This window comes from Streptomyces sp. NPDC104371, assembly GCF_055583785.1.
Window position 1 is genome coordinate 38,511 of sequence record NZ_JBVJNF010000014.1, and the last position, 13,709, is coordinate 52,219.

14 protein-coding genes, 6 pseudogenes and 1 CRISPR repeat array are annotated in these 13,709 nt (G+C 67.2%); of the genes and pseudogenes, 7 read left to right on the top strand and 13 right to left on the bottom strand.

What is annotated here, in order from left to right; translation table 11 throughout:
* The first annotated feature begins 18 nt into the window (after positions 1 to 18).
* Together ACZ60T_RS31345 and ACZ60T_RS31350 are read left to right on the top strand one after the other, a co-directional pair.
* Positions 19 to 279, top strand: a complete 261-nt coding sequence (locus ACZ60T_RS31345; RefSeq protein WP_469669011.1) for a hypothetical protein — start codon at positions 19 to 21, stop codon at positions 277 to 279.
* 129 nt (positions 280 to 408) lie between these two features.
* Positions 409 to 914, top strand: a pseudogene (locus ACZ60T_RS31350) (transposase).
* Positions 915 to 922: 8 nt separating this feature from the next.
* Here ACZ60T_RS31350 and ACZ60T_RS31355 read toward each other — a convergent pair.
* From ACZ60T_RS31355 to ACZ60T_RS31365, 3 genes are all read right to left on the bottom strand, one after another.
* Positions 923 to 1,450, bottom strand: coding sequence for a GNAT family N-acetyltransferase (locus ACZ60T_RS31355; protein WP_365634736.1), 528 nt, complete (start codon positions 1,448 to 1,450; stop codon positions 923 to 925).
* Positions 1,451 to 1,615: 165 nt separating this feature from the next.
* Complete coding sequence (locus ACZ60T_RS31360) at positions 1,616 to 2,044, bottom strand: hypothetical protein (protein ID WP_469669012.1); 429 nt, start codon at positions 2,042 to 2,044, stop codon at positions 1,616 to 1,618.
* A gap of 298 nt (positions 2,045 to 2,342) precedes the next feature.
* On the bottom strand, positions 2,343 to 2,789 hold the full coding sequence (locus ACZ60T_RS31365) for an ATP-binding protein (RefSeq protein WP_469669013.1): 447 nt from the start codon (positions 2,787 to 2,789) through the stop codon (positions 2,343 to 2,345).
* A 206-nt stretch (positions 2,790 to 2,995) separates the two neighbouring features.
* On the opposite strand from ACZ60T_RS31365, the gene ACZ60T_RS31370 reads away from it, so the two are divergent.
* The 3 genes and pseudogenes from ACZ60T_RS31370 to ACZ60T_RS31380 all read left to right on the top strand — a co-directional run.
* The gene (locus ACZ60T_RS31370) at positions 2,996 to 3,880 is read left to right on the top strand and encodes a helix-turn-helix domain-containing protein (RefSeq protein WP_469669014.1); all 885 of its coding nucleotides are present in this window, start codon (positions 2,996 to 2,998) and stop codon (positions 3,878 to 3,880) included.
* Entirely contained in the window at positions 3,873 to 4,106 is a 234-nt protein-coding gene (locus ACZ60T_RS31375; protein ID WP_365634747.1) for a DUF397 domain-containing protein, read from the top strand. Before ACZ60T_RS31370 ends, ACZ60T_RS31375 begins: the two co-directional genes overlap by 8 nt.
* 418 nt (positions 4,107 to 4,524) lie before the next feature.
* Positions 4,525 to 5,229: pseudogene (locus tag ACZ60T_RS31380) on the top strand (Tn3 family transposase); the annotation flags it as partial.
* Between the two features lie 30 nt (positions 5,230 to 5,259).
* Here ACZ60T_RS31380 and ACZ60T_RS31385 read toward each other — a convergent pair.
* The 7 genes and pseudogenes from ACZ60T_RS31385 to ACZ60T_RS31415 all read right to left on the bottom strand — a co-directional run.
* Positions 5,260 to 5,496 (bottom strand): annotated as a pseudogene (locus ACZ60T_RS31385) (hydrolase); the annotation flags it as partial.
* Positions 5,497 to 5,603: 107 nt separating this feature from the next.
* Positions 5,604 to 6,401 (bottom strand): hypothetical protein, encoded by a 798-nt coding sequence (locus ACZ60T_RS31390; protein ID WP_469669015.1) that lies wholly within the window; start codon positions 6,399 to 6,401, stop codon positions 5,604 to 5,606.
* A gap of 67 nt (positions 6,402 to 6,468) precedes the next feature.
* Positions 6,469 to 7,065, bottom strand: a pseudogene (locus ACZ60T_RS31395) (serine hydrolase domain-containing protein); the annotation flags it as partial.
* A gap of 256 nt (positions 7,066 to 7,321) precedes the next feature.
* On the bottom strand, positions 7,322 to 7,666 hold the full coding sequence (locus ACZ60T_RS31400) for a hypothetical protein (protein WP_469669017.1): 345 nt from the start codon (positions 7,664 to 7,666) through the stop codon (positions 7,322 to 7,324).
* A 122-nt stretch (positions 7,667 to 7,788) separates the two neighbouring features.
* Positions 7,789 to 7,998, bottom strand: coding sequence for a hypothetical protein (locus ACZ60T_RS31405; RefSeq protein ID WP_365634756.1), 210 nt, complete (start codon positions 7,996 to 7,998; stop codon positions 7,789 to 7,791).
* A gap of 84 nt (positions 7,999 to 8,082) precedes the next feature.
* Positions 8,083 to 9,270: a helix-turn-helix domain-containing protein gene (locus tag ACZ60T_RS31410; protein WP_469669018.1), complete on the bottom strand. Its 1,188-nt coding sequence runs from the start codon at positions 9,268 to 9,270 to the stop codon at positions 8,083 to 8,085.
* Between the two features lie 107 nt (positions 9,271 to 9,377).
* The gene (locus tag ACZ60T_RS31415) at positions 9,378 to 10,019 is read right to left on the bottom strand and encodes an HAD family hydrolase (protein WP_469669019.1); all 642 of its coding nucleotides are present in this window, start codon (positions 10,017 to 10,019) and stop codon (positions 9,378 to 9,380) included.
* Positions 10,020 to 10,197: 178 nt separating this feature from the next.
* Positions 10,198 to 10,470: a CRISPR direct-repeat array (repeat unit 29 nt; unit sequence GGGACCATCCCCGCGCGTGCGGGGAGCAG).
* A gap of 357 nt (positions 10,471 to 10,827) precedes the next feature.
* Between ACZ60T_RS31415 and coaD the strand changes: the two genes are divergently transcribed.
* Positions 10,828 to 11,391, top strand: coding sequence for a pantetheine-phosphate adenylyltransferase (gene coaD, locus ACZ60T_RS31420; protein WP_469669020.1), 564 nt, complete (start codon positions 10,828 to 10,830; stop codon positions 11,389 to 11,391).
* Here coaD and ACZ60T_RS31425 read toward each other — a convergent pair.
* Positions 11,388 to 11,633, bottom strand: a pseudogene (locus ACZ60T_RS31425) (transposase); the annotation flags it as partial. The gene coaD and the pseudogene ACZ60T_RS31425 sit on opposite strands and share 4 nt — an antisense overlap.
* Here ACZ60T_RS31425 and ACZ60T_RS31430 point away from each other — a divergent pair.
* A complete protein-coding gene (locus ACZ60T_RS31430) occupies positions 11,605 to 12,819 on the top strand; it encodes an RNAseH domain-containing protein (protein WP_469669021.1) in 1,215 nt (404 codons plus the stop codon). The pseudogene ACZ60T_RS31425 and the gene ACZ60T_RS31430 sit on opposite strands and share 29 nt — an antisense overlap.
* Here the strand turns inward: ACZ60T_RS31430 and ACZ60T_RS31435 are convergent.
* Together ACZ60T_RS31435 and ACZ60T_RS31440 are read right to left on the bottom strand one after the other, a co-directional pair.
* Positions 12,816 to 13,040 (bottom strand): hypothetical protein, encoded by a 225-nt coding sequence (locus ACZ60T_RS31435; protein ID WP_469669022.1) that lies wholly within the window; start codon positions 13,038 to 13,040, stop codon positions 12,816 to 12,818. The two genes, ACZ60T_RS31430 and ACZ60T_RS31435, sit on opposite strands and share 4 nt — an antisense overlap.
* A gap of 283 nt (positions 13,041 to 13,323) precedes the next feature.
* Positions 13,324 to 13,674, bottom strand: a pseudogene (locus tag ACZ60T_RS31440) (helix-turn-helix domain-containing protein); the annotation flags it as partial.
* Positions 13,675 to 13,709: the final 35 nt, after the last annotated feature.

Sequence of the window (13,709 nt, forward strand, 5' to 3'; positions counted from 1 at the left end):
CGCCGAGGGGGAGCCCCGATGCCCAGCTACCAGGTCCGCGACACCACCACCCGCCGACTCCTCGCCCGTGACCTGGCCGACTACGCCGCGGCCGAGGCCGCCCTGGACCGCCTCGACGACGAACTGGAACACGACCTTGCCGCCAACGGCGAGGGAGTTGGCCGCATCCGGCTGCGCTTGGACGTCGAGAGGGTCACCGAGGGCGTGGCCAAGCCCGTCGGCCACCACGTCTTGCTCCTCGGGGTAGCCGACGTCCCCGACCTGCCGCCCGCAGTGTGATGTCCGCGCGAGAGAACGCACGTTCCGGCGGAAGTACTGCTGAATCTTGAGGACAGCCTTTACTGGATCGTTTCAGATTGACTTGAGCTGTGGGCTGTGCTCGGCATCCTTGGTCGGCAGGGTGTCCGGGTGCCAGTTGATCTTGTTCCTGACGACCCGTGGGAGCGGTTGGCTCCGCTGTTGCCCCCTGCTCCCGAACGGCGCCGTAACCATCCGGGGCGGTTGCATGTTCCCGACCGAACGGCGCTTGCGGGCGTTATGTACATACTGCGGACCGGTGTCGCCTGGCGTGACGTACCTGCGGAGAGTGTGGGCTGCTCCGGTGTGACGGCCTGGCGCCGGCTGCGGGACTGGACTGAGGCGGGCGTCTGGCCCCGCCTGCACGCCACCCTGTCGGGCGAACTGCGCCGCGCCGACCTGCTGGAGCTCGACGCAAGCCCCTGATCGCATGGCGCGGTGTCGTCCATGGCTCTGGACTGGGCAAAGTCCGCTGGGTGGTCGAGCGCGCCTTCTCCTGGCTTCACCAGTTCAAACGACTCCGCATCCGCTACGAAAGACGAGCTGACCTCCATCAGGGACTGCTCGAACTGGCCTGCAGCCTCATGTGCCTACGCCGCCTGCGGACATCTTCGTGAAAGATCGGTCAGTCGCCGAGGATCCGCTCCCACAGCAGCCCGTCCCGCCAGCTCCCATCGAGAAAGATCGAGGAGTGCGCGACACCGTACGGGCTGAACCCGTTGCGCCGCAGCACCCGCTGCGAAGGAAGATTGTCCAGATTGGTGGACGCCTCGGCGCGGTGCAACCCGAGTTCGTCCGTCATCACCTGGAGCGCAAGCCCGACTGCGCGCCCGGCGTGCCCTTGATTCTGGGCCACGGTGGCGATCCAGTATCCGAGGGAGCCTCGGCGCAGGTGCGGCTGCCGTAGGACGCCTCCGATGGTGACCTGCCCGATCACCTGATCGTCGGCGAGCACCACACCCGGCCAGACCGTACCGGCCCGGTATCCCGCCAGTAGTTTGCCGATCCGCTCCGCCTGGCCCTCCGATGTGAAGAAGTTGGCTGGCTGGACCGGTTCCCACGGCCGGAAAGCCTCGACGTCCCGCACACGATGCGCGGCGATCGGGGCCGCGTCGGTGGGCTCGATCAGGCGGATCCTGGTGCTGCTGCGCATGGTCTGACCCTCGTCGCGGTGTCTGTGGGATGAGCCAGCCAGTCTATGCAAGCTGCAACTGCGCCATCGGGCGCCCGTCCCCCACTGCCCAGCCAGGATCGCATCTTCGCAGCACGCAACCGCCTGGCCAGGCACTCCAATCTGAAACGATCAGTTAGTCGATTGTCACCGCGCACCCGGCTCCGGGCGCGGAGCGGGGATCTCGGACAACTCGTCCGAAGGTCGCACACCAGGAACGTCGCGCTGCGGAATGGCGGGCTGGTTGTCGTCAGCACTCCAGTCGTAGCCCAACTCACCCGCAGTCTGGGCAACCTGCACCGAGAACTCCTCACGAGTCACGCCCGCGGGGATGTCACCCACCGCACGCAATGCCACGCGCGACACTGTCTGTCCACCACCGTGGCAGCTCCGCCCCGCCTGCCCGTACGCGCGGGACCCTACGAGGGCCGCGAAGCGGAACGGGTCCACCAGGCCGGTCGGATCCTCGATCGCGAGGGTCCGTGCGACATCCGCGAGCAGCCGCGCCGCCTTGGACCTGTGTTCATCCGTGACGTCCCGGGCCAAGCTTGGGGAGCGATCAGTACTCTGTTCCATGCGTCAGCTCCATCTGACGTGGCCCCCGGTCGGAAGCTTCGAAGGCCCCGACCGGGGGCCGACTTGTAGGTATGAGACCTGGGGCATGAACGGCACGAGGAGCTTCACCTTCCGGCATCAGCTTGTGTGGCCCCAACTGGTCTGTATTCGAATCGACTTGGCATGCACGGCCCGGCCCACCAGCGTTCTGACAATGCGGACCGGGCTGTGCACTTGTTCCTACTGCCCTCGATGACAGCAGGTCCCCTCAGGGCTGGGGGGAATCGCCCTGCGGGAGGACTTCAGAGGGTTCGGCCTGTCACTCCTGGGTGGGGCGTTCATCGACGAGCGCCGCTCCAGGCCCATCCCCATCAATCCAGAATCTGCAGATCTTCCCGTCTTCGACAGGGATTACCTCGAATCGCGAGGAGAGGGAAGAGACCAGAAGCAGCCCCCGGCCGTGCTCGTCGTCGTCACTCAAAGCCCCCCGTATGTCCGGCTCCTTTGACGAGCCATCTCTCACGTCGATATGGAGCGGAGAAGGCCACACCGTGACCTCAACCCGCTCACCGGCGGCGTGCTCAACCGCGTTCGTGACGAGTTCGCTGACCAATAGCTCGCAGGTCTCGACCTGAGCCGGTGTGCCGCCCGCCATGCGGCACACCTCTCTGACCCAGTCACGGGCTGACGCCACAGCGTCCGGCCTGCGTGCAAAGGCAACTCTCGCTACGAACGCGTCTTGCGTGTAGTGCTGTTCTGTGCGCATGGCAGCCTCCAGCACGCGGCCTTCGGGCAGCCGCGCAAGACGATCACGCACCGCCACGAGATCCATTCGGTGCGTGACGCCCAGTGTTGTGCGTATGCAACTGCGTACGCAACCTTGAAGCCTGAATTCCCCCCGGAAGAGCCACGGTCGAGTGCCATCGCGCTACGCTGCGCAGAGCCACCGACCCTCGGAAGGGAGGGATGACCATGGCGGTCAACACCGCGACCGTCGCCGCACGCCAGCGCTTCGGCCAAGAACTGAAGCGTGTCCGCGAGAGCACGCTCAGAGACGGCAAGCGGGTCCAACAGATTGATGTGGCCAAGGAGTTGGGGCGCAGCACATACCACCGCTACTCGCAGATCGAACGCGGTCAGTCGTGGCCGAAAGACGACGAGTGGCAGACGATCTGCAAGTTCCTCCGCATGGACGCCGTCACCAAGGCAACGCTGTCGACGATGCGGTCCGAGGGCATGTCCATCGCGAGCGCTTGGTGGACCGAGTTCCAGGATGACTTCCCCGAAAGTCTGATCGAGTTCATCGCTTTCGAAGACGCTGCGGCACGCATCACGACGTCGGCCGTCGGGACCATCCCCGCCCTGCTGCAAACCGCCAAGTATGCCCTCGCATGGTCCCAGTCTGTCGCCAGCTCAGTGTTGACGGTTGACCAGTTGGAGCGATCCGTTTCGCTGCGACGCAACCGCCGGACTGTACTGGAGAGGCCACGGCCGGCAACTCTTGAAGTCATCATCAGCGAGGCCGCGTTGACTCAGGAAGTGGGTGGCAGGAGCATCATGGTCGAACAGCTCGACTCGCTGATTCAGGATGCACAGAGCCATAAAGTGACCTACCGGATCATCCCGCGCTCGGCTCCTGCCACGGTGGTGTACCCCATGCATCTTCTTGAGTTTGCCGGCGAGGGGGAAACACCTATCGCGGTGCTGGACTCCATGACGCACATGCTCCTCCGCAAGTCACCCAAGGACGTTCGGGAAGCGCGCTACTACCTCGACGCCATGCGGGCCCTGTCCGTAGACCCAATGGAGTCGATGGACATGATCAGAACCGTCAGGAAAGAGATGTCCCGTGCGTGACAAGTCCATCCTCGCGGATCAGCAGGTCTTCGAGGACGCCTACTCCAAGTCGTCTTACTCGGGCAGCGGCACCGGCTCCGACTGCCTGGAGATCGCAGAGCTCGCCGGTGGCGTCCGGGTGCGAGACTCCAAGAACCCCACCGGTCCAGCACTGAACCTCTTCACCGCCGACTTCCAGGTATTCATCGCGGCAGCGAAGGCCGGCCAGCTCGCCCCACAGGCATAACCCCACACTCGGCCAAGGCCCACCTTCACTTTTGTGTGGGCCTTCGTCATGACTGCAGCCTTTCGGATCAGTAACAACGAATCCGCATTGGCGAGTCGGCGGTAGCAGACGAGGGGTGGAGGAGCCAGCAGCCGGGCGGGGCAGACTACTGAACTTGAACTCGTGATGTCGGCTCGGGAGCTTGTTGCGCCGCGGGACGGCTGCTTTGCAATCCCGTGCTTGGCAGCCGTGAGACTACGGTCGCCACGAAGTGCTGCAGGACGGCAAACGGCAGCGTCTGCGTCCCGTCGAAGAAGGCCTCTGCTGGCTTCTCCTCCTCGAGGGCGTAGCCAAGCCCCGTCACGGCTGCTGGTCCGGGAGTTGGTGAAGCAGGCATGGAAAGGGCACAGCCTGGAACCATGCGGGCCTCGCTGAGCTCTCGCCCCGCTTCCGCGATTTGGCCGACCAGCGGTTCTGGCGGGCGGAGATGCCGGGCGTGGACACCGGCGGGTACGGGCCGCTGGAGCCGTTGGCCTGCAACAAGGTGAACCTGAACAAGGTGAACACGCACTGGCCGGACATGTTGCGGGTGGTCGGCTCCCTGGTCACCGGGCAAGTACGGGCATACGACCTGCTGCGGATGTTCAGCCGCGAGGGACGCCCCAACCCGCTGGGCACCGCGTTCGCCGAGTACGGGCGGATCGCCAAGACCCTGCACCTGCTGCGCGTGGTCGATCCAGTCGACGACACCTACCGCCGGCAGATGAACCGGCATCTCACCGTGCAGGAGTCCCGCCACAAGCTCGCCCGGGACATCTGCCACGGCAAGCGCGGGCAGAGCATGCAGCCGTACCGGACGGGGCAGGAGGACCAGCTCGGCACGCTCCGCCTGATGCTGAAAGCCGCAGTGCTGTGGACGACCCGCTGTCTGGGCGCCGCAGTCGAGGAGTTGCGGGCACTGCCCGCCGAGGAGCGCGAGCACGACGTCCTGGACGAGGACGTCGCCCGCATCTCCCCGCTCAAGCACGCCAACGTCAACGTGCTCGGCCGCTACAGCTTTCGCGCCTCCATCCCGGTCGATGGCGACCTGCGCCCGCTGCGCGACCCGGGTGCGTGCAGTCTCGACGAGGACGAAGAGGAATGAGAGCAGCCAAGGGTTCAGCAGGCGGCCCGGTCAGCCGTACATCGCCACGCGGTACAGAGTCGCAAGCGCGTCGTCGATGGGATGGGGCTGCGGCTTGCCGGAGGAGTCGAGCCTGTTCCACCTCTGCAGGTTCACCGCGAGGGACATCTGCCGCTTGCCGTCGGCGCGGGTCATGGCTAGCGCTCCACCACCCCAGACCGTGCCGCCATGGCCCCAGAAGGTGCCCTGACCGGGACCATCCATCGGGTGCAGGCCGAGGCTGGCTTCGTTCACTTCGGGGCAGCGTTGTCCGCCGGTTTGGGCAACGTTTGCGGCTCTTGGGGCCCGTGAATGTTCATGAGAGATAGCAGCGCGAGCGACGTGCGGTGCGTCTGTCACTGACCGGCGGGTGCTCGGGTCAGTTCGGTTCCGACCTTGGTCAGCATCTGGCCAAGGAGGTGGAGGGCTCGTGCCCGTGTCGGCACTCCGCGCGCTGTTCCCGTCCAGTAGGCGTCAGTGAGCTTCTCTGTCGCCGCGAGGATCCGGTCGTCGCCCCGGGCGGCCAGCACGAGGACGAACCGCACGTAGTCGCCGATGTCGGTTCCCCGGGGGTGCTGATGCATGAAGGTCCGCAGCCGCGGTGTCAGGGCGGGCAGGGTACGGTCCGTCGGGAAGACGACGGCGAGGCCGGCGAGGGCGAGGCGAACCGCAGGGCATTCGGCCGACCAGCGGGCCAGCAGATGGGGAACGTGAGCCTGGACCGCGCTGCGGGCCCGGGCGTCGCTGCCGGGATCGGCATGTTGTGGGGTGGCCGGCCAAGTCTCGGCGAGGTGGCGCTCAGCGACGGTGGCCGCGCTGAACAGCAGGCCGACGGCTTGGAACCGTTGTGGGGCGGGAATCCGCTCGTCGAGGGCGAGGGCCGCGATCAGGGCGAGGCCGTCGGCGGTGGCGGGCTGGCATGTGTCCTGGTGCAGGATCTCGTTGTAGAAGTCGACGAGGAAGCTCCGGTCGTCCCAGCAAGGGTCGATCTCGGAGCCGAACAGCATCACCGCCTGGGGCGGCCCGCAGCCCGGCATGCGGTCGGCGATGACGTCCCGGAAGAGCTGCCGGATCGGCGGTCCGGAAACAGTCGTACCGTGCCGCGTCTGCGTCGTGCCGTGCCGCGTCTGCTCGGGTTCGGCGTGCGTGTCCATGACCGATGCAGCCTACTCTCGACCCCAACCACCTGAATAACTGCTGTCGCTACCCGTGAACAAAGCCACCGAGGCCGTAGTCGATCGTATTTCCCTCTTGGGAGACGACCGGGACAGTGTGTTGCATCTGCGCCAGCGACGACGGACTGACGATCTCCCCGGCCAGCAGCATGCCGAAGAAGCGGTTGAGGTCCGTGGCGGTCGATATCAGCGAGGCCGCCGGACCCACCCATGGCATGTCGTAGACGCTGTAGTCGCGCGGTGGGTCGATCATGCCGAACCACGCCTCGTAGAGCTGCGAGTGCGGCCCGTTGACGTACGGTCCGGCGGGGAGTTCGGTGTCCCGGAGTCCGGCGCGCTCGACGGCAGGTGCAGTGACTCCCGTCTCGATGAGTTCAGTGGGGTCGAACTGCGTGAGCCGGTGGTCGTCCGGGCTCTCGGGCCCGGCGTCGGCCGCCTTGAGGGAGGGGTAGACGTACGGGAGGTACTCGGCGAGGCCGCTGGTGTGGTTGATCAGCATCCGGACCGTGATCGCGTCACCGCGTTCTCCGGGAACCAGCTTCGGAAGGTACCGACCGATTGGTGTGTCGAGACCGATCTGACCGCTCTCGACCTGCTGCAGAACCGCGGCTGCAGTGAAGGTCTTGGTGATGCTGCCCCGCCGGAGGCTTGCGACCCCCGACGGGCGGGTGCCCCCTTCACCGGCGTCTCGTTGGACACGGCGAGGCGGGGGTCTTGAGACACGCCTCAGCGGTACTGGCGCGTGGGCTTCTGCTCGGATGGGACGTTCTGGAGCTGGCCCCGCCTGCACGGCCTGACATACCAGAGAACGGTGATCCCTCCAGCGGACGCCGAGTGGACGTCGTGCGTCGTGTACTCCTCGCCAGGCCTGATCTGCTCGTCGCAGCGACCGCAGAACTTCATCCCCGTCCTTCCAGTGCAAGGCGGCGCAGGGTCCGGCGGGTGTCGCAGAGGGCGGGGGCGTCGACGCACTGCTCGCACGTACGCGGGTGCTGGTTGTACTCGGTGAGGGCGGCCTTGCGGATGCATCCCGCGCAGCCGCGGGGGTACCAGAGGGCGACAACTCCCGCGAGGGTTCCGGAGCGGGAGCCGAAGTCGATCGCGGTCTCGGCGTTGAGGGAGGCGCCGCACCATACGCAGGTAGCGCCGCGGACCTGCTCTGCCGTCAGAAGGCCTGTGGCGAGGTCGGGAAGCGCGAGGATTTCCAGCGCTTGGGGCGGGATCTCATGGATGATGCTGCTCATCGGACTGCCCACTCGGGCGTCCTGTCTGTACCGTTCCTCATGTTGGCGCTCCCTCGTAGCGTCGGCCGTGCCCCGGGGCCGTTCTCGCGGTCGCCGGGGTCTGTCAGGTGCTCCGATGGCGTTCACGCGGCGGCCGTCCTGCTGCCGCATCCGCACATGGCGACCTGCCACACGCGGCTGTTGCCACGGACGACGACGTGTCCCGCCGCGCGCAGGGTCTTGCCGACGGTTCCACAGTCGAAGCACGCTTCGCCGTGCAGCCGGGCAATGCTCACGGGCCCGTCGATGACCATCGGGGTGAGCCGAAGCGCGTTGGCCATCTCGGTTCCCATCTGCTGGTTCCTACGCGTGCAACAGATGGTGGGGGCATGCAGAGGCCACAAGTACCCCGGCGAGGGGTAGCTGGGGTGGCTCGCTCAGATGGCGGCGCACCACTCTGTGAAGTTCGTGAGGCTCTCGGCGTCGGCGCGCTTCAGCCGCCGCAACGTGGCGGCATCTTCACGCACCCAGGGGTGCTCGCGCGTGTGCTGAGGAGCGATGTGGCGGGCGACCTTCAGCGACTCGAAGGCGTCGTCCGCGAGTCCGGACCACAGTTGAGCGCGGGCAAGTTCGATGTAGAAGCCGCTGCGGCGTTCAGCCGGAAGGTCCTTGGGCGGCTTCCACTCGCCAGCGACGTTCAGGGCTCGGCCGACATGCTCGTCTCCGAGGCTGACAGCCACGGACACTTCGTGAATGCGCACGGAGTCGGGCCCGAACTCGGTGCCGCAGTACACGTTCTCTGTCACCCGATCGGCCAGCGCTCGCGCCTCGTCAAGGTGGGCGGCTGCGGCAGCAACGTCGCGCGCCCGGCCCGCGATGACAGCGACCCGCATATGGAGGGCGCCTCGTGCCGCGACCTTGGGGGCCGCGCTGGGGGCGGGTGCGACGTCCAGGGCCTGCTCCAGCGCTCGCAATCCGGAAGCGTGGGCGTGCGCGGCGAAGAACGTCTCGGTCCGTACGTAGGCGACAGAGGCGATCAGGAGAGGGTCACCGATCTCGGGGACCGCCCAGCGCATGAGTTCGATCAGGCGTGCAGACAGGTCACGGGCACCGAACTTGTAGGCGACGGCATCGGCCGAACGGTAGGCCCTGACAAGGAGTCCGGCCAGCTCGGCTCGCCCTCCGGTCGCAGCCTGGTGATAGGCGCGGGCAAGTTCGACGAGCAGGTCGGGCAGCTTGCGCACGATGCGCGTGTACTGGGCGGCCAGCCGCCAGCGCTCAGCCTCGGCGACGGCCGCACGTAGTTCTCGGAGGCACCGGACCGGGCCGTCCTCAGGGAGGTCATAAGCAGCGATCGCGGCGGACAGCGCCGGCAGCGCATCGCGGACACGGGTCTGCCCTGGGCCACGGTCAGTTCGAAGGCGGATGGGATCGACACCAAGCGCGTCCGCAATCGCTTCAAGGGTGGAATCACTGATGCCACGCTCGCCGCGTTCGATCTTACGGATCGTACCGAGCGCGACATTGGCCGCATCGGCAAGCTGCTGCTGCGTCATCTTCGGGCGCATGACGCTGCGGTAGTAGGCGATCCGACCGCCGACTCCGCCCTTGGTGTGTACGGGCATACTGGCTCCAGTTCGGTGCATCCGGTCCGAACCGTACCCGCGCGGAAACGCTGCGCGTACGTGAAGGCCTGCCCGGATCTGCTGGCTAGGCCTTCCGCGTATCTCGGTCAGGCCCGGACGATGTCGACAAGCTGCGTGAGGCTGTCGATTCGCCAGTCTGCAGCCGCGACTACCTCCGGGGCGTCGGCCCATAGATGTCCCCATGGCCCTCGGCGGATGTGCGCCGCGCGCAACCCGGCCGCCTTCGCAGGGAAGATGTCGTTCGCCGGGTGGTCGCCCACGTACAGAGTCTCATCCGGAGCCGCCTGGGCTACCTCCAGCACCCGGTGGAAGAATTCCGGCTGCGGCTTCGCCACACCCCATTCCGCAGAGGTCACGATCACATCTGCAGGAAGGTCCAACCCGCGCAGTAGCTCCCCCACGCGGCCAGTCTGGTTGCCCGCGATGACGACCCGCACGCCGAGCTGCCGGAGCGCCGAGAGCCCCGGGTGCACGTCGTCGTAGAGGTCACTCTCGTCGAGGCACTCACCCTTACCGGCGGCTTCGCGAGCGTGGTACTCGGCGGCAAGGTCGATCCCGGGGCGTACCAGCCGGAGGGCTTCGGCATTGTCCAGTCCCTGGGCGACGACCGCGCCGACGAGCGCAGACAGGGTGTGGCGAGGAATGCCAAGCCAGTCAGCCCACAAGTTCCAATAGCAGTCGTCACGGGTGAGGGTTTCCCCGACGTCGAAGACGATGGTCTTTATCACCCCGACGAGCCTACGGCTTCCTCGCCGCGGCCCAGCTCATCAATCGACAGGCGGACCACCCCGGCCTGCTCCGGCTACCGCTTCGCGTACGTCGTCTTACCCGACCCGGTAAGGCCGACCAGCTGAAACGCCACCGCCCGCGGCCTGACTCAGTCGATGTCCGGTTCGCTGGCCTCATGGGACCATCCCCGCGCGTGCGGGGAGCAGCCGCCCTGGCCAGGCACGCGGGCCCCGGCCTCGGGACCATCCCCGCGCGTGCGGGGAGCAGGACCAGGTTCGACATCAGCCGGTCCACGACGAGGGACCATCCCCGCGCGTGCGGGGAGCAGTGCGCCTTGCGGGTTTCCTCGATCTGTCCGGGGGGACCATCCCCGCGCGTGCGGGGAGCAGTTCCAGGGTCTCAGCGGTGGGCTTGCCACCCAGGGACCATCCCCGCGCGTGCGGGGAGCAGACTGCGTGACCTGCGCGTTTATCGGGCAGCAGGCGGGATATCCGGTACTTTCAAGTATTCCGACATACTACTCATAACGCATATTTCAACCGGCCGAGTTGAGTTGACAGTGCATCTTAGGATGCTCTCGGATCACGGCTGAGCGGCCTGATCCCGTACGGGGAGCCCTGCGGGCACAGAGAGCAGCTGGACGACGAGTTCAACCAGTGGTTTCCCTGCAGTCATCGACCACAGCGCGCCCGCAGAGACGGGGCCATCCCCGCGGGCGCGGCATACTGCAGGGAGATGCCAGCTAAAGAGCGTGTCCTACGTGGCGCGTGATCTACGTGTGACGTTGCGGTTGTCCCGTCCCGCTAGATGTTCTCCCTGTCACGCTTGATCTTGGTGATTTGGCTGCCCTGGCACTTCACTACCAGGGGCGGCCGCTTGTTACTCTTTCCGATCATGCGAGCCCTCTTCCCAGGATCCTTCGACCCGGTCACTCAAGGGCACCAGGACGTACTCCGGCGCGCTGCCCTCCTGTTCGACGAGGTCGTCGTGTGCGTGATGTTCAATTCGAACAAGACCGGCCGCTTCCCCATCACGGAACGGCTGGACCGGCTCCGCGCGGCAGCAACTGACTTGAGCAACGTCACGGTCGACTCCCACACCGGCGGCCTGCTGGTCGACTACTGCCGCCGAGCCAGAATCGACGTCGTCATCCGCGGAGTCCGCGGTGTTTCCGACCTGGACTACGAAATGCCGATGGCCCGCATGAACCACGAGCTGGCGGGAGTCGAAACGTTCTTCATCGCCGCCGACCCCGCCCTGGCCCACATCTCCTCCACCCTCGTCACCGCGATGAGTCAACAGGACCGTGTCCCGAATGATGATTTGAGCGAGCCTCTTCCAGCAGGTGGGGGCGGCAGCGAGGGTTCCTAAGACGTGTCTTGCGTGGTGAGGCGGACGAGCCGTTTGTAGCAGCAGAGGGCTGCAGCGAGGCCAAGGAAGGCCAGGTAGTTGCGAGGATTTCGTTCGTAGCGTGGGCTGAGTCGACGGTAGCCGGACAGCCACGACATCGTGCGCTCGATCACCCACCTGCGACGGCCCAACCGCCTGCTGGACTCGATGCCTTTGCGGGCGATGCGCACGCCAATGCGCTTGCCACGCAGCCATTTACGCAGGTGCTGCAGCAGGCGGGCCTGCTTGCGGGCGACGCTGTCGAGCGGGCGATGGCACATCGGCATCCACGTCTGCCGCCACGCCCAGCGCCGCACACCCAGCAAGCGCCGCACCACCGAACCGGCACCGATCACCGCGACCCTCACCGCCATGCGCCCCACCGGCGGAAAGGACGCCCCCTGGCAGATCTGGGCCTACAGCCCCCAGGCCGGGCAGTGGCAGCCCCACAGCCCGGCCACCACCGCGCTGCACGCCGCCGACCTCGCCTGGGACGTCAGCGGATACCGCGCCGCCGCGGACGAGACACTCCAGGCCCGCGCCGCCGCGGACATCGTCGAGCAGGCCCTCATCGCCACCCGCACCCAACTCCCCGCACCAGCCCCCGCGGTGCTCTACGTCGACGGCGACGCCGCCGAGTACATCTGGGCGGGCCTCACCGACGAAGCCCTAGGCCAGGACCCGCCGCCCGGCATGCCCCGGCTGGCGTCCTGGCTGCCCGGCCACAGCCTCCCCCGCGCCCAACGCCCCCTGGCCACCGTCCGCGTCATCGGCGACCTGGAACGCATCGGCCGCCCCACCGGGGCCCACATGCGCACCAGCGACGGCACCTGGCGCGCCACCGACACCACCAACAGCCTCTTCCAACTCACCACCGACGACGGCGCAGTCACCTACCCCGACCTCCTGCTCGTCAACGTCCCCCGTACCTGGGCCGCCGGCCCCTCCGGCCGCTTCGGCAAGGACGAGACACGCTTCGACAGTGGCAGCCAGAGCAAGAACGGCTACGCCCACACCGCCACCCGGTTCACCGTCATCGCCCAGAGCCCCGACGCCGACTGCGACCTCATCGGAGCCGTCGCCGCCGTCCTGACCAACCGGGGCATCACCTCCGACGTCCGCCAAAGCACCCCCACCTCCCTCCACCTCGCCCGCAGGATGGACTCCACCCACCCCTACTACCGCCGCACTGCGGAGAGCTCCGATGCCGCCGAAGACGGGAACACCGCGCAGGAGGAGACACCAGCCTGTGACCCGAGGCACGGTGGCACGGTGGCACCGACTAGGAGACCTCCGACGGAAGGGGCGGCCTCGACAAGGACCCGAAGCGCGCGGCGGAGCGTGCGGGGCACGCGCTCGGTGGCGACCACCGACACCTCCTCCAGCGTCCCGGCGAGGTCGGCCCACTAGGAGTCCGGCATTTGGAGGTCGTGCCGGAGGATCGGGGCGTCTGACAGGACCGGCTGGTCGACGCGGGCCGACAGCTCCGCCCGGTAGGCGGTGGTGTCGTCGTAGGCGTCGTGCACGCCCAAGAGCGCGGGCCGGTGCCCGTCGAGGTTGCCGAGGGCGTGCTGTGCGTCCAAGGCGCCGTCCCACAACTTCCCCGACGCCTTGTCCTGCGGGGCCGACACCAGCCGGAGCCACGCCGGGGCACCGGCGGCGGTGCGGGCCGGGGTGCCCAGGGTGCGCCCGGCCCACCCCCAGAACTCCCCCCGGGCTCGGTCTGACCGTCGGCAGCACGCGGCTGATCTGCTCGGGGCTCCACCGCCGGCTCAGGTGAAGCTGAACGAACTCCTTCAGCTCCGGATCCCGCTTGAGCTTGCCCTCCTTGGACCGCGCTCGCCGGGCGACGGCCCTGCGTTGCGCCTGGAAGGGCTGATAGGCGCCGGTGGTGGGGTTGCTGTTGCGGTGCAGTTCACGGCTGATCGTGGAGGCGTTCCGGCCCAGCTGGCGGGCTATCGAGCGCATGGAGTGGCCTGCGGAGAGCAGGTCAGCTATCTGTATGCGCTCTTCCTCGGACAGGAACCGGTCGGAGCTGGTGCCCGGCTTCTTGTAGGAGATCGGCGCGTAGACGTAGTCCTGGCCGGTCCGGTTCTTCACCGTCCGTCCGTAGGTCCACCGGTTGCCCGTCTTGCGGTTGACACCGACCTCTCGACACGCGGCCGAGTTGCTCATCCCTTGCGCCATGAGACGAAGGTAACGATCACGCTTGTCGACCTGGGGCTCGCCTCCCGGCCCTCTAACTCCTCGACGGTTCTTCGTCATTGCAACACCTTCGGGGTCTTGCGTTGCGACGAGGT

Coding starts and splice junctions, on each gene's coding strand:
- ACZ60T_RS31360 (WP_469669012.1), bottom strand. CDS start 2,044: ATGGAACAGAGTACTGATCGCTCCCCAAGCTTGGCCCGGGACGTCACG.
- ACZ60T_RS31430 (WP_469669021.1), top strand. CDS start 11,605: ATGCGCTTGCCACGCAGCCATTTACGCAGGTGCTGCAGCAGGCGGGCC.
- ACZ60T_RS31390 (WP_469669015.1), bottom strand. CDS start 6,401: ATGGACACGCACGCCGAACCCGAGCAGACGCGGCACGGCACGACGCAG.
- ACZ60T_RS31355 (WP_365634736.1), bottom strand. CDS start 1,450: ATGCGCAGCAGCACCAGGATCCGCCTGATCGAGCCCACCGACGCGGCC.
- ACZ60T_RS31400 (WP_469669017.1), bottom strand. CDS start 7,666: ATGAGCAGCATCATCCATGAGATCCCGCCCCAAGCGCTGGAAATCCTC.
- ACZ60T_RS31370 (WP_469669014.1), top strand. CDS start 2,996: ATGGCGGTCAACACCGCGACCGTCGCCGCACGCCAGCGCTTCGGCCAA.
- ACZ60T_RS31405 (WP_365634756.1), bottom strand. CDS start 7,998: ATGGGAACCGAGATGGCCAACGCGCTTCGGCTCACCCCGATGGTCATC.
- coaD (WP_469669020.1), top strand. CDS start 10,828: ATGTTCTCCCTGTCACGCTTGATCTTGGTGATTTGGCTGCCCTGGCAC.
- ACZ60T_RS31345 (WP_469669011.1), top strand. CDS start 19: ATGCCCAGCTACCAGGTCCGCGACACCACCACCCGCCGACTCCTCGCC.
- ACZ60T_RS31365 (WP_469669013.1), bottom strand. CDS start 2,789: ATGCGCACAGAACAGCACTACACGCAAGACGCGTTCGTAGCGAGAGTT.
- ACZ60T_RS31410 (WP_469669018.1), bottom strand. CDS start 9,270: ATGCCCGTACACACCAAGGGCGGAGTCGGCGGTCGGATCGCCTACTAC.